Origin of the sequence: Phenylobacterium sp. (genome assembly GCF_037968635.1) — a bacterium.
Taxonomy (GTDB): domain Bacteria; phylum Pseudomonadota; class Alphaproteobacteria; order Caulobacterales; family Caulobacteraceae; genus Phenylobacterium.
In genome coordinates, this window is the sequence record NZ_JBBKVV010000061.1 from 135,304 (window position 1) to 154,417 (window position 19,114).

A 19,114-nucleotide genomic window follows, 5' to 3' on the forward strand; every position below is an offset into this window, starting at 1 on the left:
ACGTCAAGCCCGCTTGTTCGTTCTCTCCGCAACAAAAGGTATTGGATCGAACCGTGGCCGTGGACGTTCAATCTCCCGTGCCCAGGGCGATTAATCTTATGAGTGTAACTGAACTCGATATCCGACTTGATGCGGCGCCCCCGCCCCTGGCGCTGGCCAAGGCCGCCCTGTTCCTCGATCTCGACGGCACCCTGGCCCCCATCGCCGCGCGGCCACAGGATGTCGTGCCCGATCCGCGCCGCACCGGAATTCTTGATAAACTCATGACCGGCCTTGAGGGTCGACTTGCCGTGGTCAGCGGCCGCACGCTCAGCGATATCGACCGCATCCTGGAAAGCCGTGTTCCGGCCGTGGCCGCCGTCCATGGCCTCGTGCTTCGCGACGTAGACGGTGTGATCCGTCAGGCTAAGCCCCACCCGGCGCTGCCCGAGGCCGTGGCGGCGCTTAGACTGTTGGCCGCCGCCCATCCCGGCATGCTGGTGGAGGACAAGACCCTGTCGGCCACCCTGCACTATCGCGGGGCTCCCGAGCAGGGCCAGGCCGCGCGCATGGAGGCCGAACGCATCGCCGCCCGCACGGGCCTCGCGCTCCAACCCGGCGACATGGTGGTGGAGTTGCGCACGCCCGGCCCCACCAAGGGCGACAGCGTCGAGGCTTTCCTGGCCCACGCCCCCTTCACCGGCGCGACTCCGGTCTTTCTGGGCGACGATCTCACCGACGAGGACGGCTTCGCCGCCGCGCAGCGGCTGGGCGGGTACGGCGTGTTGGTGGGCCCTGCGCGGGCCACCGCCGCGCGCCTGCGCCTGGACGACGTGAACGCCGCCCTGGCCTGGTTGGAAGCCGCGCGATGAGCCGGCTGATCGTCGTCTCGAACCGGGTCAACCCGCCCACCGGCAAGGGTGACGAGACCGTGGGCGGACTGGCCATGGCGCTGTCGGCGGCCCTGCGGGAGTATTCCGGCCTGTGGTTTGGCTGGAGCGGCAAGACCACCGAGACCTTCACCGGCGAGCTCAATGTCGAGCGCTGCGACGGGGTGACCGTGGCCACCGTCGACCTCGAGGAATCCGACCTCAGCGAGTACTACAACGGCTACGCCAACAAGACACTCTGGCCGCTGTTCCACTATCGCCAGGACCTGACCGCCTATGACCGGTCCTATGGCGAAGGCTATGAGCGGGTGAACCAGCGGTTCGCCGAGACCCTGGCGCCGCTGATCGAGCCCGACGACCTGGTCTGGGTGCACGACTATCACCTGATCCCGCTGGCCCGAGAACTGCGCAAGCTGGGGGTGAAGAACCGTATCGGCTTCTTCCTGCACATCCCCTGGCCCGCCCATCAGCTGATGGTCACCCTGCCTGGCCACCAGAAGCTGGTGCAGTCGCTGTTCGACTACGACCTGGTGGGCTTCCAGACGCCGGACTACCGGCAAGCCTTCGAGGAGTATGTGCTGACCGAGGCCAAGGGGGTGATGGTGGGCTCGGACCTGCGCGCCTTCGGCCGCACCGTGAAGGTGGGCGCCTTCCCCATCGGGGTGGACGCTGCGGAGTTCGCGCAGATGGCCACGAGCGAGCGGGCCTGGCGCACCTACGACGTGATGATGGCCCACACCGCCTTCCGCAGCCTGATCGTCGGCGTCGACCGGCTGGACTATTCCAAGGGACTGGAGGAACGGTTCGCCGGCTTTGAGCACTTCCTGGCCGGCAATCCGGATGTCCGCCGCGAGGTGCTGTTCCTGCAGATCGCTCCGGTGAGCCGCGAGGGGGTCGAGGCCTATCAGGAAATCCGCGCGCGCCTGGATTCGCTCTCGGGCCGGATCAATGGCGAATATGCCGACATCGACTGGAACCCCGTCCGGTACGTGAACAAGAACTATCGCCGCGACGAGCTGGCGGGCGTCTATCGCGCCGCTCGCGTCGGGCTCGTGACGCCCTTGCGAGACGGTATGAACCTGGTGGCCAAGGAGTTTGTCGCGGCCCAGGACCCCGACGATCCGGGGGTGCTGATCCTGTCGCGGTTCGCCGGTGCGGCCGACCAGTTGAAACCGGCCCTGATGGTCAATCCCAATAGCCCCGAAGAGATTGCTGACGCCCTGAAGCGGGCGCTGGCCATGGAGCTTCCCGAGCGAATCGACCGCTGGGCGCAGATGTTCGAGACCGTCACCGGCGACGACGTGAGCGCCTGGCGTGACGACTATGTGAGCACCCTGTCCGGCGTGCGCGAAACCCACACCGCGCTGGCCAGCTAGGCGGTCGGACTGTCGGAGAGCCGCTGCACCACGCGCCAGGAATGGACGACAGCGGAGATGAAGCCCACCAGACCCGCGAAGGCTTGCATGGCCTTCCAGGCGCCGTCCACGAGCGGACTGCCGAACACCTGCTCGGTGACCACATAGAGCAACTTGCCCACCGTGATGCGGAAGGCCGCATAGACGCTGGAATACTCGATGGAGACATGCGCGACCCACGCGCCGGCGATAACCCCCAGCACCGGCGCCCACAACAGAGGCAGGGCCAGGACAACCGTGAAGACGATCAGCACCGCCTTGGTGAGCGGCGTCTGTTTCTGCGCCAAGGCATAGATCACGAAGGCGACCAGGATCAGCCCCAGCAGCGGAAAGGCGCCGGTGAGCAGCAGGTCAGCCGCCGGAATGTAGGCCATCTTCGCCAGCTTCCAGGCGATGATGGCCGCGGCCAGGACCAGGGCGAACGCCGCGAGCCAGACCAAGCCGTATTGCCGCAGACACCAACGGATCAGGGTGAGATTCAGCATGGGGCCTCAGTCGGGATGGTCGGCGGCGCTAGCCGGCGCGACGTGGGGCGGGAAGGCCGCCCCGATGGGGCCGTACTTGGCGCGGGCCGCTTCCACCCGTGCGGTCATGTCGGCGAGCGCCTCGGGGTGCAGCGCGGCGAGGCTGTAGTTTTCGCCAGGATCAACGCCCATGTCGAACAGCAGGGGATAGCGGTCCAGGGGCACGTCATAGGTCCGGTAGTAGGAGCGCACCACGTACTTCCAGCGGGCCGTGCGCACCGCCGCCACGTGGGTGTTGTCGAACAGCACGATCTGCTCGTTCGGCGAGGCCGCGCCCTGCGTCATCACCGCACTCAGGTCGGCGCCGTCCAACTCCCGATCGGCGGGCGCGGCGATCCCGGCCATGGCCAGCAAGGTGGGCAGCAAGTCGAGGTTGCTGGAGAGCGCATCGGTCACCACCCCGGCCGGCAAGGTCCCCGGCTGGCGGGCGATGAAGGGCACACGGAAACCGCCGTCCCAGGCCGAGCCGCCCTTCCGGTCGCGGAACGGCCCCGAAGAGCCCTCGAACCAGGGCCCATTGTCGGAGGTGAAGATCACCAGGGTGTCCTCGTCGAGGCCGAGGTCCTTCAGCCTGGCCAGCAGGCGGCCGATATTGACGTCGATCTCCTCCACCACCTCGCCATAGGCGCCGCCGGGCGAGCCGGTGAGGTCGTCCGGATTGGGCTTCAGCGGGATGTGCGGCGCCGTCAGGGTGACCAGGGCGAAGAACAGCCGGTCGCGGTTCTCTTCAGCGAAGGCGATCGTCTGTTCGAAGAAGTTCTGGGTCAGCTTGGCGAGGTCGGGCTTGGCCTCGATGACCTCGACGCCCGCGCCCTCTCCGGCATAGAGCGACAGCGGCCGCATGTCGTGGCTGTAGGGCAGGCCGTAGAAGCGGTCGAAGCCGTAGACCGTCGGCGGCCAATGGGGCGCTACGTGGCCCAGGTGCCACTTGCCGATCAGGGCGGTTGCGTAGGCGTCCCCCAGGGCCTTGGGAATGGTGATCTCGCTGAGCGGCAGGCCCGTGGTGTCGGCGGGCTGAATCACCTCGTGGGCCAGGCCTGAGCGGATCGCATAACGGCCGGTGAGCAGGCCGGCGCGAGACGGGGTGCAGACATTGGCCGAGGCGTAGAAGTCGGTGAACCGCACGCCCTCCGCCGCCATCTGATCGAGGTGAGGCGTGCGGATGATGGTCCCGCCGTCGCAGCCGATGTCGCCATAGCCAAGGTCGTCGGCCACGATGACGATGAAGTTGGGGGAACGCTTACTCACTTCGACAACTCCAGGGTCGGCAGGGCGACTGCCTCTTGGGCATCCAGGCGGGACTTGCGGAAGTGGGTCCGGACGCCACTCTCGGCGCCGAACTCCATCAGTCGGTCCGACTTCGGATCATAGGCGGGCCAGTCGCAGGCCGGCTTGCCGGTCTTGGCGAAGGCCACCCAGCAGCCATGCATCAGGTCGGCCATGGCCTGGTCGTCGGACTTGATCATGCTGATCGGCGTGCGGCGGCCCCAGTATTCGAACACGTACTGGATCTCCGCAGCATGGAAAGCCCGCGTGACCATCGGCCGGAAGCGCGAGCCGACATAAGAGAAGTAGTAGAGCCAGGCGGGCTTGCCCTTCGACGCCTGGGCCGCCGTCCATCGGGCCGGCGCCCCCATCGCCCGGTCGGTGAAGACCGCGCGACCCAGCACAGCGTCGCCCTGGGTCGCTTCCTCGGCATAGACCGCACGCATCGCCGCCGGCAGCGACTTGCCGACCGCCGCCGGACCCAGGCCGAACTCAGCCATCAGCGAATCCTCGCCGGAGTTGGAGCCGATGATCAGAGGCACGTCGTTGGCGCGGCCCGACGTGAAGGCCTGGGCGGGTGTTTCCTTCATCAACCGGCCATCGACGAAGGGGCCGAAAGCGCCGTCGGTCTTGGCGATCAGATCAGCAGCCGGCACGGCGCGGAGCTGGTCGGCAGTGGCGTCGGTGAGACCCAGCGCGCTCGCCGTCCTCACCCCTTCGGCCTCCTTGTCGGTGAGCGTCGTGGGCGCGCCCCAGCCGCCGCCCGACTGCACGACGGCCTTCTGGTAGAGGCCCTTGGATTTGGGCGTGGCCAGCAGGGCCAGCGTGCTGCCACCGCCGGCGCTTTCGCCAAATACTGTGACGTTGCCGGGATCGCCGCCGAAGCTTTTGATATTGCGCTTCACCCATTCCAGCGCGGCGATCTGATCCATCAGGCCGTAGTTGCCCACGATCTCGCCGGGGCCCGCCGCCTTGGTGAGGGCCGGATGGGCGAAATAGCCCAGCGGGCCCAGACGGTAGTTGATGGCCACCAACACCACCCCGTCGCGGGCGAAGTTGGCGCCGTCGTAGATCCAGCCCGCGCCATAGCGGTGCGACCCGCCGTGCAGCCAGACCATCACCGGCGCCATCTTCGCCCCTCTCGGCGCGAAGATGTTGAGCTGCAGGCAGTCCTCGCTCATCGGGCCGTTGGCGCTGCCGAAGTTGGGGGCCCCGTCGGCGCGCATGGTCTGCATGCAGGAGACGCCGGCCTTGGTCCCATCCCGCTCGCCGGTCCAGGGCACGACCTTGGCCGGCGGCGCCCAGCGCAGGGGGCCGACCGGCGGGGCGGCGTAGGGGATGTTGCGATAGATGTTCGCCGTCGGGGCAGCCGTCCCGACGATCACACCGCCTTCGACGGTCGCCCTGTCGGCCAGGGCCGGGCCGGCGAGGAGCGTCAGGATCGTGGAGAACACGGCGAGCTTCATGGGATCGTCCCCAGGCGGCCTGAAAAACGCTCGGCCATCTTGATCTGTCGGGCTGAACCATTCGCTGAGCGCAGGGCGTGGTCAAGCTGCTGGACATCTCTTTTGACCGTGACGGGCGCCGAAGCCGGCATCCCCTTTCGGCTGCCGCGCCCTAGTGGAAATCGCGGCTGTGGATCAGGCCCCCGGCCTTGCGGCCCGACGCCGCCGCCGGCCCCTCGTCGCGCAGCCGGGCGGTGAGGTGGGAGAGGTCGATGAAGCTCTTGGCCACCAAGTGGACCACGTCGCTCTCGATCTGCAGCTGGCCATGGACCTGCAGCAGGGTGGCGGTCATCACCAGCCGGCGGTTGGCCTCGAAGGCGTCCTTCCAGATGACGATATTGGCGACGCCCGTCTCGTCCTCCAGGGTCATGAACACCACCCCCTTGGCGGTGCCCGGCCGCTGGCGCACCAGGACGATACCTCCCACCGAGGTCCAGCGCCGGTCGCGCATGTGTTTCAGCGCCGCCGCCGGGACCGCGCCCGCCTGGGCGAGTTCGCTGCGGAAGAACTCGCAGGGGTGGGCCTTCAGCGACAGCCTGGTGGTGCGGTAGTCCTCGGTGACATTCATGGGCAGGCTCATCAGCGGCAGCTCGACCTGGACCTCCGGGCGGCCCATGCCGGCCAGCAGCGGGGCGTCGGTCTCCACCTTGGTCTCCCCCAGCAGGCCCTTCACCGCCCACAGGGCCTGACGGCGGGTGAGGCCCATCCCGGCGAAGGCGTCGGCCTCGGCCAACAGCTCCATGGCGCGGCGCGACAGGCCCCGGGCGAAGGCCTCGAGCGTCCGCACACCCTCCGCGCGCAGGGCCATCAGGGTCAGGCCGTCGACCTCCTTGAAGCCCTTGATCTGCCGCAGACCCAGCCGCATAGCCCGCAGGCGCTGGCCCTCCACCGGCTCCAGGGTGCAGTCCCAGTCGCTGGCCATGACGTCGGGGGGCCGCACCTCAACCCCATGCTCGCGGGCGTCGCGGACCAGCTGGGCCGGCTGATAGAACCCCATCGGCTGGCTGTTGAGCAGGGACGCGCAGAAGGCGTCTGGCCATTTCCACTTCACCCAGGCCGAGGCGTAGACCAGCAGGGCGAAGCTGATGGCGTGGCTTTCCGGGAAGCCATAGGAGCCGAAGCCCTCGATCTGGTGGAAGCAGTCGTCGACGAACTGGGGATCGTAGCCCCGCGCCGTCATCCCCTCCCGGAACTGGATCTCGTACTCGCCGACATTGCCGTGGTGGCGGAAGGTGGCCATGGCCCGGCGCAGGCCGTCGGCGTCGTTCTCGCTGAACTGGGCGCCCTCGATGGCGATGCGCATGGCCTGCTCCTGGAAGAGCGGCACCCCCATGGTCTTCTTGAGAATCTTCTCCAACTCGTCCTGGGGATAGCCCTCCGAAGGGCGCGGATAGGTCACCTGGGACGGGTCGCCGCGCCGCTTCAGATAGGGGTGGACCATGTTGCCCTGGATGGGACCTGGCCGGACGATCGCGACCTCGATCACCAGGTCGTAGAACTTGCGGGGCCGCAGCCTCGGCAGCATCGACATCTGGGCCCGGCTCTCCACCTGGAAGACCCCGACGGAGTCGGCCTTGCAAAGCATGTCGTAGACCTCGGGAACCTCCTGGGGGATGTGGGCGATGTCGCTGATCTCGGTTCCGTCCTCCAGGAGTGGCAGCATGTCAAAGCTGCGCTTCAGCGCCGTCAGCATGCCGAGCGCCAGGACGTCGACCTTCATCAGGCCGATGGCGTCGATGTCATCCTTGTCCCACTCGATGAAGGTGCGGTCCTTCATGGCGGCGTTGCCGATGGGCACGGTCTCGTCCAGGCGGCGCTTGGTCAGCACATAGCCGCCGACGTGCTGCGACAGGTGGCGGGGGAATTTCAGCAGTTCCTGGCCCAGCGTCGTGGCGCGGCGGATTTCCGGGTTGTCGGGATCAAGGCCCGTCTGGCGGATATGGTCTGCGGCCACCATGTCGCCCCAGCTCCCCCAGACGGTGCCCGATAGGGCCGCGGTGACGTCCTCGGTCAGGCCCAAGGCCTTGCCCACCTGGCGGATGGCCATGCGCGGACGGTAGTGGATGACGGTGGCGACAATGGCGGCCCGCTCGCGGGTGTAGCGGCGATAGACGTACTGCATCACCTCCTCCCGGCGCTCGTGCTCGAAGTCCACGTCGATGTCCGGCGGCTCGCCGCGCTTCTCGGAGATGAAGCGGGAGAACAGCAGGTCCTGGTCGGCCTTGGTGGGATCGACCGCAGTGACGCCGAGGCAGAAGCAAACGCAGGAATTGGCCGCCGAGCCACGCCCCTGGCAGAGGATGTCCTGGCTGCGCGCCCAGGCGACGATGTCGTGGACGGTGAGGAAATAGTTGGCGAAGCCCAGCTTCTCGATCAGGTCCAGCTCATGCTGGATCGTGGCGCGCTCCTTCTCTCCCATGCCCGTAGAGAACCGCGTCCTGGCGCCTTCCCAAACCAGGTCACGCAGGTGGCCGATGGCGGTCTTGCCCTGCGGCACCGGTTCGTCGGGATATTCGTACTTGAGCTGGCCGAGGTCGAAGCTGATCCGCGCCGCGATCTCGACGCTGCGCTCCACCGCGCCCGGGAACCTGGCGAACAGCCTGGCCATTTCCTCCGGCGTCTTCAGGTGCCGCTCGGCATTGGCCTCCAGGCGCAGGCCGGCTTCGTGGATGGTGCAGGTCTCGCGGATGCAGGTGACCACGTCCTGCAGGGCCCGGCGCTCGGGGCCGTGATAGAGCACGTCGTTGGTGGCCACCATCGGCGCGCCGCTGGCCTGCGCCAGGGCCGACAGCTTCGAGAGCCGCTGTAGGTCCCGCGCGCCATAGGGTCGCGACGCCGCCAGCCAGACCGAGCCCCGCAAGGCCTTGGCGATCTTCATCAGGTCGGTCTCGAAGGTGGGATCCAGCCGCGCGGGTGGGACCACCAGAGTGAGCTGGCCCTCCGCATGCTGCAGATAGTCCTCCCAGTGCAGTTCGCACTCGCCCTTGATCGAGCGGCGTTGGCCCACGGTGAGCAGGCGGGTCAGACGGCCATAGGCCTCGCGGTCGGAGGGATAGCAAAGCAGGCTCGGCGTCCTGTCGGCGAAGTCCAGGCGACAGCCGGTGAAGGCCTTGAACGTCGCGGTCTCCCCGAGTTTTTTCACCTCTGTCCAGGCACGGACCACACCGGCCAGGCTGTTGCGGTCGACGATGCCGATGGCGTCAAGGCCCAGCGCGACGGCGGTCCGAACCAGTTCGTCAGGATGCGATGCGCCCCGCAGGAAAGAGAAGTTGGTGGTGGTCTGGAGCTCGACATAGCGCGTCATGCGAACAACCCATGCAGCCACCACCTGGCCTCCACGCCCGGCGCATAGATGCCGGCGCGGAACAGCCAGAAGCGGGCGCCCGCCTCATCCTCGACCCGGTAATAGTCACGGATGTGATCCACCCGGACATCCCCGATCTCACCGCGCCACCACTCCTCGCCGATCCGCTCAGGTCCCTCGGCGCGGCGTACGCGGTGCATCTGGCCGCGCCAGCGGAACTGCACCGGCGGGTCATCAGGGATCGGCGCCATCACCAGCTCCAGGGGCTCGGGCCGGCTGAACAGGCGCAGAGGCCGGGGCCGCTCGGGGTCCCAGCCGGCGAGCGCCGGGGCCATGGGCGGGCCCGGCGCGGCGGATTGTTCGGGGACGTGGCTTTCCACCGCACGCGCCTTCCAGACCCGGTCCTCGCCGAGCCGGTTGGTGAGCCGGTCGATTAAGGGGGCGAGGCCCTCGGCGCTGGTGGCCTCCAGCAGACTATCCAGCCTGGCCTGACGGCCGGAGACCGGCTCCACCTCGGCGGCCTCCAGGGTCACAACCTCGATTCCGAAACCCGGATCGACGGTCTCCAGCTTCGGTGCGAACAGCTTGGCGATGCGGACCGGATCGCGGCCGGCCAGGGACAGGCCGACAGTCAGCGGCGCCACATGACCATCCAGCCGGTGGAAGCAGAGCTCGAAGCGACGGCCGCCCTGCCCCTCCTTCTCCAGGCGCGCGCAGAGCTTGGCGGCGACGTCGGCGGTCACACGGGCCATGTCTTCGGGCGCGCTGATCGGCTCGGCGAAGGCCAGGCGCGCGAACCAGGGATTGGGCGGGCGGCGATAGGTCAGCGCTTCTTTGGAGCGCCCGAGCGCCTGGTCGATACGGGTCAGGGTCGGGGTCCCGAACCGGCGCGCGAGCGGCGCGCGGGGAATGTCGAAGAGCTGGGCGAGCGCCTTCAGCCCCAGGCGGTCGATCTGGGCGGCGGTCTCCGGTTCCAACCGCAGGGCGGCCGGCGGCAGGGGGGCCAGCAGGGCGATCTGCCGGCCGGGCGTGGCGATGGCGCCGTCCTCGCCGTAATGGGCCAGCGCCCAGGCCGCGCCGGGGGTGTCGGCGATGGCGACGCGGAAGGCCAGGCCGTTGGCGGTCAGCCGGGCCTGGAAATCGGTCAGCAGGGCGGCCTCGCCGCCCCACAGATGGGCGACGCCGCTGATGTCGAGGAAGAGTCCGTCGGGCTCATCGACGGCGACAGCGGGCGAGAAGCGCACGCACCAGTCCACCAGGGCAGAAAGGGCGGCGGCGTCCGCCTCCGGTTCGGCCTCGGCGGTGACCAGTTCCGGCGCGATGGCCGCCGCGTCGGTGGCCTTCTGGCCCACATAGAGACCCAGCCTGCGGCCCGCCCGGTCCACAGCGGAGAGACGTCGAGTCCCCTTGGACGACTCGATCAGAGCAAACGGGTTAGCCGACGCGGCGGAGGGGTTGCGCCGGCGCCAATTGGAGATCGCCCAGAGGGGCGACCAGGCGCAGAGGATGCGTGCCATCAGAGGCCTCATAGGTGTAGGCGTCCGTCGCCTCGAACAGCCAGGCGCCGGTGCGGCCGCCGCGGCAGCGTTCCAGGGTCACCGCCCAGCGCGGGGGACCCAGGCCAAACTCCCCCGGTCCGGGCTCGCTGGCGGCGGGGGTGACCCGCCAGCGGCTGGCTGCGGCGGAGCCCGCGCCGGCCTTGGCCTTGCCGCCATAGGGTCTGCGGCGGATGACGAAGCCCGTGGCGCCGCGCTTCTCGCAGGCCAACTGCAAGCGTCGGCCGGCGGTGAGGCTGACGGTCTCCACCTCGGCGAAGACCGCGGCGACGCCGGGGGTGGCCAGGGCGTCCTCGGCCACGGCCAGGGTCTCGGCCTCGTCGCGGGCGCAGACCTGGATCAGCCGCTCGGCCGGGAAGCCCAGTCCTACCAAGCCCGGGGCGAAGAGGTCGTCACGGCGCAAAATCCATACCGCCTCGCCGCGTTTGGCGAGCGGTGCGGCCGTCAGGGCGGCGAAGGCGGCGGGACAGGCGGCGGTCTCGGCCTCCATCCCCTGCGCCCCGAACTCATGCCAGCACCCCAGGGGCAGACCGCCGTCCAGGAAGCAGCTGTCGATGCGCGGATCGCCGAAGGGCAGGGATTCAGAGTCCGCCCGTCCGCCCGCCTCGAGGGTGGCGATCTTCGCCTTGAGAGCGGCGAGCCGCTCATCACGAAAACCGGACATGGCTTCCTGTTCCTTTGTTCCTATTTTGTTCTAGACCTGGCGGCGAGAGAGTCAATCGTCCCAGGGTGGAGCCAGTTCCGCTATAGGCCGCGGATCTCTTCGGGCTCAGGGTCGACGGTAAAACGCACCGCGTCGATGTGCGTCCGCCCCTCGATCCAGGCCTTGGCGATACGATGGCCGCCGTCCATCAGCTGGCCGTCGGCCGCGAGGATGATCGGATAGGCCAGGTCGGCGGCCATGATCCGCCGCGTGTGACCGGCGACCTGGCGCAGGCTGGGCGCCTGGCCGTGGAACCAGCAGTCCTGGTCGAATTCCGGAATATCGGCGATGGCGATCTTGAAGACCGGCAGCCCCTCGGCCGCCGCCCAGAGCTTCGCGGTCAGCCAGTAGGCCCGGCCGCCGGGAACGGTATGGGAATGTCGTTCGGGACGAGACATGGCGGCAGCTTCACGAGGAAGCCGCCGCCAATCAAGTTTTAGAACCGCAGGGTGCGGGCTTCCTTCACATGCGGCAGGGCGCGGATCTTGGTGATCAGCGCGTCCGACGGGTCCTGGTCGATGCCCACCAGGGCGATGGCGTCCTCGCCGGCGGAGACCCGGCCCAGGTTGAAGGTGGCGATGTTGACGTTGGCGTCGGCCAGCAGCGCGCCCAGGCTGCCGATGAAGCCGGGCTTATCCAGGTTGTTGACGTAGAGCATGACCCCGCCGAACGGCGCGTCCAGGTCCATGCCCTTGACCTCGATGATGCGCGGGGTGCCGGCCATCACCGAACCGGCGAAGGAGCGCTTGCCCATGGCCGTGGTGACGGTGATCCGCACCAGGCTTTCATAGATGGGCGAGTCGTCCTGCTTGCTTTCCGACACCGTGATGCCGCGCTCGCGGGCCACGGCCGGGGCCGAGACCATGTTGATCTCCGCCAGCATGGGACGCATCACCCCGGCCAGGGCGGCGGCGGTCAGGGGACGGGTGTTGAGGTTGGCGACCTCGCCCTCATAGGCGATGTCGATGGCCTTGACCTCGACGTCGACCATCTGGCCGGCGAAGGCGCCGAGGCGTTCGGCGAGCGCGATGAACGGCTTCAGCTTGGGGGCTTCGTCGGCGGTGACCGAGGGGCTGTTCAGGGCGTTGGAAACCGCGCCGGTGAGCAGGTAGTCGCTCATCTGCTCGGCGACCTGCAGGGCCACGTTCTCCTGGGCCTCCATGGTCGAGGCGCCCAGGTGCGGGGTGGCGATGAAGTTCTCGGCGCCGAACAGCACGTTGGCCTTGGCCGGCTCTTCCACGAAGACGTCGAAGCCCGCGCCGCCGATGTGGCCGCTGTCCAGGCCGGCGCGCAGGGCGGCTTCATCCACCAGGCCGCCGCGGGCGCAGTTGATGATCAGGACGCCCTTCTTGGTCTTGGCCAGGTTCTCGGCCGACAGGATGTTGCGGGTCTTGTCGGTGAGCGGGGTGTGCAGGGTGATGACGTCGGCGCGGGCCAGCAGTTCCTCCAGCTCGACCTTCTCCACCCCCAGCTCCACGGCGCGCTCGGCCGAGAGGAAGGGGTCATAGGCCACGACCTTCATCTTCAGGCCGTTGGCGCGGTCAGCGACGATGCCGCCGATATTGCCCGCGCCGATCAGGCCCAGCGTCTTGGCGTAGAGTTCCACGCCCATGAAGCGGTTCTTCTCCCACTTGCCGGCCTGGGTGGAGACGTCGGCGGCCGGCAGCTGGCGAGCGAGCGCGAACATCATGGCGATGGCGTGCTCGGCGGTGGTGATCGAGTTGCCGAAGGGGGTGTTCATCACCACGATCCCCTTGGAGGTCGCGGCGGGAATGTCGACATTGTCCACGCCGATGCCGGCGCGGCCGATGACCTTCAGGTTGGAAGCGGCGGCGATCACGTCCTTATCGGCCTTGGTGGCCGAGCGGACGGCCAGGCCGTCATACTGGTCGATGATCTTGAGCAGCTCTTCCTTGCTGAGGCCGGTCTTCACGTCGGCGTCGACACCGCGTTGCTTGAAGATTTCGATGGCGGCGGGGCTCAGCTTGTCGGCGATGAGAACGCGGGGCATGGGGCGGTGTCCTTAGGCGATGTGGGAGTGCGCTCCCGGCGCCGGCGCGTGCGGCGATCCGGGCGGCGGGAGCGCGAGGGGGTCTTAGGCGGCTTGAAGATCGGCGGAGGTCGACGCGAAGGCCCAGTCGAGCCAAGGCGTCAGGGCCTCCAGATCAGAGGTATCCACCGTCGCGCCGCACCAGATCCGCAGACCCGCCGGAGCGTCGCGATAGCCGCCGATGTCCAGGGCCACGCCTTCCTTCTCCAGGATCGCGGCCAGTTTTTTGGCGAAGTCGGCCTGGGCGTCGTCGGAGAGCGCAGTGACCGCCGGATCGACCACCTTCAGGCAGACCGAGGTGTTGGACCGGGTCGCCGGATCGGCGGCCAGGAACTCCACCCACGGGGTCTTGGCGACCCATTCGGCGAGCGCGCCCAGGTTTGCGTCGGCGCGGCGCTGCATCTCGGTCAGGCCACCGATGGCCTCGCCCCACTTCAGGGCGTCGATGGCGTCTTCCACGCAGAGCATGGACGGGGTGTTGATGGTGGCGCCCTCGAAGATGTCGAGGCTGACCTTGCCGCCCTTGGTCATGCGGAACAGTTTCGGCATGGGCCAGGCGGGGGTGTGGCTTTCAAGCCTCGCCACCGCACGGGGGCCGAGGATCAGGACGCCGTGGGCGCCCTCGCCCCCGAGCGCTTTCTGCCAGGAGAAGGTGACCACATCGAGCTTGGCCCAGTCGAGGTCCTGAGCGAAGGCGGCGCTGGTGGCGTCGCAGATGGTGATGCCTTCACGGTCGGCGGCGATGAAGTCGGCGTTGGGGACCCGAACGCCCGAGGTGGTGCCGTTCCAGGTGAAGACCAGGTCGGCGTCCTTGCGCACCTTGGTGAGGTCCGGCAGTTCGCCATAGGGGGCCTCGAGGACTTCGGCCGGCAGCTTCAACTGCTTGACCACGTCGGTGACCCAGTCCTTGCCGAAGCTCTCAAAAGCCAGCAGCTGGATGGGCTTGGGGCCGAGCATCGACCACAGGGCCATTTCCACGGCGCCCGTATCCGAACCGGCGACGATGCCGATCAAATAGTCGTCCGGCACCTGCAGCACCTGACGCGTGCGATCGATGGCGTCCTTCAAGCGCGCCTTGCCCAGCTTGGAGCGGTGCGAGCGTCCGAGGACGGCGTTCTGGAGATTTTGGGGATTCCATCCGGGGCGCTTGGCGCACGGGCCGGATGAGAATTCGGGGCGAGCCGGACGCATGGCCGGCTTGGCGAGGGTATTCATAGCGATGTCTCCCATCCTTACAGATGAGCAGCGCCCCGTTGGGGGGGCGTGGCCCGCCGCGCAAAAACGCCGGTTTGGGGATCAGGGCAAGCGTAATTTTTCGAAAGACAGATTGAGCAGCGCTGACAACACGCAGGCTTGGCCTTGGCGGCAAGGCGTGATTCCTGGCCCTGCGGCGACCGCCGCTGGAGCCTGCCGCAAACCCGATGACCCGCCCCAAACCCATAGACTGGCTGGTGTTGGCCGCCCTGGTGGTCACCTGGGGATCGGCCTTCGCGGCGCTGAAGATCGCCGTCGCCCACATCCCACCGTTCTGGAACACCGCCCTACGGCTATGGATCGCCGTGGCGACCCTGGCCGTCGTGCTGGCGGTCCAGCGCCAGGGCCTGCCGGGATGGCGCGACCCCGCCTGGCGCTTCTACGCCTTCAACGGCCTGGTGGGGATGGCCGTGCCTTTCGCCCTGTTCGCCCTGGCCGCCGAGCGCCTGCCCTCGGCGATCAACGCCATCTGCAACGGCGCCTCGCCGATCTTCACCGCGCTGCTGGCCCACGCCTTCGTATCCGGCGAACGGCTCACCGCCCGCAAGTCGGGCGGCGTGGCGCTGGGGTTTGTCGGCCTGCTGGTTTTGGTGGGCCCTCGCCTGACGGGCGGTCTTTCCCTGGAGGCCCTGGCCCTGATCGGGGCGCTCGCCGGCGCGGCCCTTTATGCGGTTTCCAACGTGGTCACCAAGCGCGCGCCACCGGTGCCGTCGAGTGTCGGCGCCTTGATGATGTGCGCCTGGGGGGCGGCGTTCGCCACGCTCGCCGCGCTCTTCACCGGCCCCCTCCCGGCTTGGCCACCGATGTCCGCGGCGCTGGCGGTGACGGCCCAGGGGGTGTTTCCCACGGCGTTGGCCACCATCGGCTATGTCTATCTGATCCAACGTCGAGGTCCGCTGTTCCTCTCCATGGCCATCTACATGGCGCCCCTGTGGGCGACAGCGGTGGGGGTGATCTTCCTGGCCGAACGGCCGAGCTGGACGGCCTTCGTGGCCCTGGCCCTTATCCTCGGCGGCGTGGCCCTGGCGACCCTGGAGCCGCGGGAGAAGCTGCCGGCCTAGACGCTCGGCGTGACCGCCGAAGCGCGGCTGTGGCGGACATAGGCGAATGTACCCAGCACGATGCCCAACAGGGTGGCCCAGGTGACCAGGTTGTTGACGATGGCGTAGGTGACGCCCGGCGTCAGCTTGGTGACGAAGAAATAGGCGTGGAGGCTGAACTGTACGCCCTGCAGCAGCATCACCGCGCCGATCCACAGGCTGGCATAGCGAACCGCGAGGCCGAGGAAGGCGAGGGCCAGGACGCCGTCGAGCACCAGGTGCGGCACGGGGCGGCCAACTTCAGGCACCAGTTCGTTAACGATGATGAAGGCGACGGAGATCAGCAGGGTCATGCCCGCGCCGATGCGCTCTGCCGGACCGCCCTTGAGGAGGCCGAAGGCGCAGGCCGCGATGATGGCGACCCAGAGAATTTGTGCTGCGTGTGTTGTCGGCATTTCCTGCGCCCCTAACAGGCATTAGGGACGCAGGACTAGTTAAACTATTGCAACCAAATCGGGGTTAGCCGACTTCGCGCATCGCCGTCTTGTCCGCCTTACGCATGAAGTTCGGCTTGTTTTCCGCGCCGCCGAGGCTGGTGCGGATGCCGAGGCGCAGCTTGGCTTCGGTCAGTTCGGTGTGCACGCCGACCATGGCGGTGCGAGCTTCGCCCAGGGCCTTAATGGCTTCCACCATCTTGATCTGAACGTCGTCGGCGAAGACCAGCGAGGTGCCGACGTCGGAACGGGCCTTCAGGAGGTCCGCCATCAGTTCGGTAGCTTCGATCATGGCCGCGTCAACCGCGGCTTCCGTCGTGAACAACTTGGTCGCGACACGTTGCGCAACAAAGGCCTTTTCCATGGGGGAGCCCCTCTCCAAGAGAATTAACTCAACGGTAGTAGAGGTAAACCAGAGGTTAAGCTCCGTCCACGGGATTCAGACTCTGTTAACTGCGACAACTACGCGCACAGGTTGAGAGTGTGTCGACTAGGACACGCATTCTCCCATCAGGCGAGTGCTTGGAAGCGAAGCGTTAGGAGAATTGCCCTATTCCCAGGTGCTGGACGGGACTGCGGACGCTCATGACCCAACAACTTCGCGCGACGGGCCCGGCTCACAACGCGACTTTCCATGCCCGCGTGGCGGGTATCGCGTTGATCACCACGATGGTGGTGTTGATCGCCGCCTGCCTGACCTTCATGCTGCAGCAATGGGCGGTCGCCCGCGAGCAGAGCCATATAAATCATGTGGCGCTGTCGGAGATCACCGCGGGCGCCGCGGGCCCGGCCCTGTCGCAGATGGACGCCCAGGCCGCGCGAGCCGCGATCTCCGCCCTCTCCCAGGCCCAGTCGGTGACCGGCGCGCGTCTGCTGGATTCGTCTGGCCAGGTCGTCGCCACCTACCAGCGCGCCAAAGGTGCGCCTGGCGGAACCGACATCATTCGCGCGCCGGTGAAGGTGCAAGGCCTGCGTGTGGGCGAACTGGTGGTGGATGTCATGCCGCCGGCCCTCGGCGCCCTCCTCCCCCAGTTTGTCGCCCTGACCGGAGCGCTGTTCTTCGGGGGCGTCGGTATCGCGCTGTTTTTGGCCCGCGGGCTCGCCCATAGGGTGATCGCGCCGGTGCAGAAACTGTCTGACGCCATGCACGACGTCGCCGCCAGCGGCAGTTTCGCTCCCGTTCAGGTGGAGGCCCAGGACGCGTTGTTCCGCAGCCTGACCGCCAGCTTCAACCACCTCCTCGCCAAGTTGGACGAGCGCGAGCAGGCCCTGCAACGCACTTTGCAGGAACTCGTCGAGGCCCGTGACGCGGCCAACGCCGCCAATACTTTGAAGTCTCAGTTCCTGGCGAATATGAGCCACGAAATCCGCACGCCGCTGAACGGCGTCCTGGCCATGGCCGAGGTCATGTCCATGGGCCAGATGGATGACATCCAGCGCGAACGCCTGGAGGTCATCCGCCAGTCGGGAGGCCTGCTGCTGGCCGTGCTTAACGACGTGCTGGATCTTTCGAAGATCGAGGCCGGCAAGCTCACCCTGCTGGTGGACGACTTCGATCTGGAGTCCGCCATATCCCCTGCCCGCGAGAGCTTCGCGGTGATGGCCCAGAAGAAGGGCCTCGATTTCAAACTGGAGGTCGAACCGACCGCCCAGGGCGCCTGGCGTGGCGACGCCGACCGGCTGGGCCAGATCGTCGGCAACCTGCTGTCCAACGCCGTGAAGTTCACCCAGGCCGGTGACGTCGCCGCCAGCTTCGGCCTAAACCCGGACAACGGCGCCCTCCGGCTGACGGTGCGAGACACCGGGCTCGGCATCGCCGCCGAGAAACAGGCCACCCTGTTCGAAAAGTTCGTGCAGGCCGACAATTCCGCCACCCGCCGTTTCGGCGGCACGGGCCTGGGCCTGGCCATCTGCCGCGAGTTGACCCAGATGATGGGCGGCGCGATCTGGGTCGACAGCCGCGAAGGCAAGGGCTCCACCTTCACCGTCGAACTTCCGCTGGAGCGCGGAACCGCCGTCGAGGCGGCCCCCGCCCCTGCCTCCACCGGCGATAGCGCTGAGGAAGGCGCCCTGCGCCTGCTGGCCGCGGAGGACAATCCCACCAACCAGCAGGTCCTGGCCGCCGTGATGGGATCGCTGGGCCTCGAGATTGATATCGTCGCTGATGGCAAGCTGGCCTTCGAGGCCTGGCGCGACGGCGCCTATGATCTGATCCTGATGGATATTCAGATGCCGGTGATGGACGGCATCGACTCCGCGCGCGCCATCCGCGCCGCCGAACGCGAGCAGGGCCGCCCGCGCACCCCAATCGTGGCGCTGACCGCCAACGCTCTGTCGCATCAGGTGGAGGAGTATCTGGCGGCCGGCATGGATGGTCACGTGGCCAAGCCCATCGAGATCGCCAAGCTCTATGAGGCCATCAGCCGGGCCCTGAACGACGCCGCCCAGAACGCCGCCTCGGCCGCCGCCGCGCAGAGCGCCGTCGCCTGACACCCTGAACGGCGAAGCTGAACGCCAGACAACGGCGGGCTCAGTTCGATTTCAGGTTCGAAATGTTCATCTCCCCCTCAAGCGACGCCGCCCGGCGCCGCGAGACATCCTAGGAGGATGGAAGATGAAAAAGATTCTGATTTCGATCGCGGCCGCTTCCGCCCTGGCCGCCGCCGCCGTTCCCGCCGCCGCCCAGTCCTACGACCGCGGCGACCATCGCGGGTGGGACCGAGGGTCAGAGCGCGGCATCGTCCGCGGGGACGACCTGCAGGTCCGGATCAACCGCGCCGAACGCAATCACCAGATCAGCCGGCGTGAGGCGTCCCGCCTGCGCGACCAGCTCCGCTACGCCGAGAAGCTGTCCTGGCGCTACCGCGCCGACGGCGTGGTGACCCGCTGGGAGCGCGCCGACCTCGACCGCCGCTTCGACTCCATCCGGGCTCAGCTGCGCTACGAGCGCCATGACCGCGACTATGGCGCGGGCTACGGCGGCGGCTATCGCCGCTAGGTCAACCGCAGCAGAAACGAACGGCCCCGCCCTCCCCGGCGGGGCCGTTTTCGTTGGCGACCCCAAGGTGTTGCGGAGCGGAAATGTGATGAACCGAGAATAACGCCGCGCTCAGATCAGCGTCATGGGCTGCGTG

General features: G+C 67.8%; 16 protein-coding genes. 5 read left to right on the plus strand and 11 right to left on the minus strand.

Annotated features, from left to right (window positions below; translation table 11 throughout):
* Nucleotides 1-98 precede the first annotated feature (98 nt).
* Together otsB and AAC997_RS07095 are read left to right on the plus strand one after the other, a co-directional pair.
* On the plus strand, nt 99-851 hold the full coding sequence (gene otsB / locus AAC997_RS07090) for a trehalose-phosphatase (protein ID WP_340644990.1): 753 nt from the start codon (nt 99-101) through the stop codon (nt 849-851).
* Nucleotides 848-2,245, plus strand: a complete 1,398-nt coding sequence (locus AAC997_RS07095) for a trehalose-6-phosphate synthase (protein WP_340644991.1) — start codon at nt 848-850, stop codon at nt 2,243-2,245. The genes otsB and AAC997_RS07095 overlap by 4 nt, the downstream gene beginning before the upstream one ends.
* On the opposite strand, the gene AAC997_RS07100 is transcribed toward AAC997_RS07095, so the two are convergent.
* The 9 genes from AAC997_RS07100 to AAC997_RS07140 all read right to left on the minus strand — a co-directional run bounded on the left by AAC997_RS07100 (nt 2,242) and on the right by AAC997_RS07140 (nt 14,407).
* The gene (locus AAC997_RS07100; RefSeq protein WP_340644992.1) at nt 2,242-2,769 is read right to left on the minus strand and encodes a hypothetical protein; all 528 of its coding nucleotides are present in this window, start codon (nt 2,767-2,769) and stop codon (nt 2,242-2,244) included. The two genes, AAC997_RS07095 and AAC997_RS07100, sit on opposite strands and share 4 nt — an antisense overlap.
* A 6-nt stretch (nt 2,770-2,775) precedes the next feature.
* Nucleotides 2,776-4,056 (minus strand): sulfatase, encoded by a 1,281-nt coding sequence (locus AAC997_RS07105; RefSeq protein ID WP_340644993.1) that lies wholly within the window; start codon nt 4,054-4,056, stop codon nt 2,776-2,778.
* Nucleotides 4,053-5,540 carry a carboxylesterase family protein gene (locus AAC997_RS07110; RefSeq protein ID WP_340644994.1) on the minus strand — a complete coding sequence of 496 codons (1,488 nt, stop codon included), beginning with the start codon at nt 5,538-5,540 and terminating at the stop codon, nt 4,053-4,055. Before AAC997_RS07110 ends, AAC997_RS07105 begins: the two co-directional genes overlap by 4 nt.
* Before the next feature lie 151 nt (nt 5,541-5,691).
* Nucleotides 5,692-8,883: an error-prone DNA polymerase gene (locus AAC997_RS07115; protein WP_340644995.1), complete on the minus strand. Its 3,192-nt coding sequence runs from the start codon at nt 8,881-8,883 to the stop codon at nt 5,692-5,694.
* Nucleotides 8,880-10,400 (minus strand): DNA polymerase Y family protein, encoded by a 1,521-nt coding sequence (locus AAC997_RS07120; protein WP_340644996.1) that lies wholly within the window; start codon nt 10,398-10,400, stop codon nt 8,880-8,882. The genes AAC997_RS07115 and AAC997_RS07120 overlap by 4 nt, the downstream gene beginning before the upstream one ends.
* Nucleotides 10,318-11,103: a protein imuA gene (locus AAC997_RS07125; protein ID WP_340644997.1), complete on the minus strand. Its 786-nt coding sequence runs from the start codon at nt 11,101-11,103 to the stop codon at nt 10,318-10,320. Before AAC997_RS07125 ends, AAC997_RS07120 begins: the two co-directional genes overlap by 83 nt.
* A gap of 80 nt (nt 11,104-11,183) precedes the next feature.
* The gene (locus AAC997_RS07130; protein ID WP_340644998.1) at nt 11,184-11,540 is read right to left on the minus strand and encodes a hypothetical protein; all 357 of its coding nucleotides are present in this window, start codon (nt 11,538-11,540) and stop codon (nt 11,184-11,186) included.
* 38 nt (nt 11,541-11,578) lie between these two features.
* Complete coding sequence (gene serA / locus AAC997_RS07135; RefSeq protein WP_340644999.1) at nt 11,579-13,153, minus strand: phosphoglycerate dehydrogenase; 1,575 nt, start codon at nt 13,151-13,153, stop codon at nt 11,579-11,581.
* An 84-nt stretch (nt 13,154-13,237) separates the two neighbouring features.
* A complete protein-coding gene (locus tag AAC997_RS07140; protein ID WP_340645000.1) occupies nt 13,238-14,407 on the minus strand; it encodes a phosphoserine transaminase in 1,170 nt (389 codons plus the stop codon).
* Between the two features lie 206 nt (nt 14,408-14,613).
* Between AAC997_RS07140 and AAC997_RS07145 the strand changes: the two genes are divergently transcribed.
* On the plus strand, nt 14,614-15,507 hold the full coding sequence (locus AAC997_RS07145; protein WP_340645001.1) for a DMT family transporter: 894 nt from the start codon (nt 14,614-14,616) through the stop codon (nt 15,505-15,507).
* Here AAC997_RS07145 and AAC997_RS07150 read toward each other — a convergent pair.
* Nucleotides 15,504-15,941: a hypothetical protein gene (locus tag AAC997_RS07150; RefSeq protein WP_340645002.1), complete on the minus strand. Its 438-nt coding sequence runs from the start codon at nt 15,939-15,941 to the stop codon at nt 15,504-15,506. The two genes, AAC997_RS07145 and AAC997_RS07150, sit on opposite strands and share 4 nt — an antisense overlap.
* 64 nt (nt 15,942-16,005) lie before the next feature.
* Entirely contained in the window at nt 16,006-16,344 is a 339-nt protein-coding gene (locus AAC997_RS07155; protein WP_340645003.1) for a hypothetical protein, read from the minus strand.
* 221 nt (nt 16,345-16,565) lie between these two features.
* Between AAC997_RS07155 and AAC997_RS07160 the strand changes: the two genes are divergently transcribed.
* Complete coding sequence (locus AAC997_RS07160) at nt 16,566-18,470, plus strand: ATP-binding protein (protein WP_340645004.1); 1,905 nt, start codon at nt 16,566-16,568, stop codon at nt 18,468-18,470.
* Nucleotides 18,471-18,594: 124 nt separating this feature from the next.
* Nucleotides 18,595-18,978: a hypothetical protein gene (locus tag AAC997_RS07165; RefSeq protein ID WP_340645005.1), complete on the plus strand. Its 384-nt coding sequence runs from the start codon at nt 18,595-18,597 to the stop codon at nt 18,976-18,978.
* Nucleotides 18,979-19,114 lie beyond the last annotated feature (136 nt).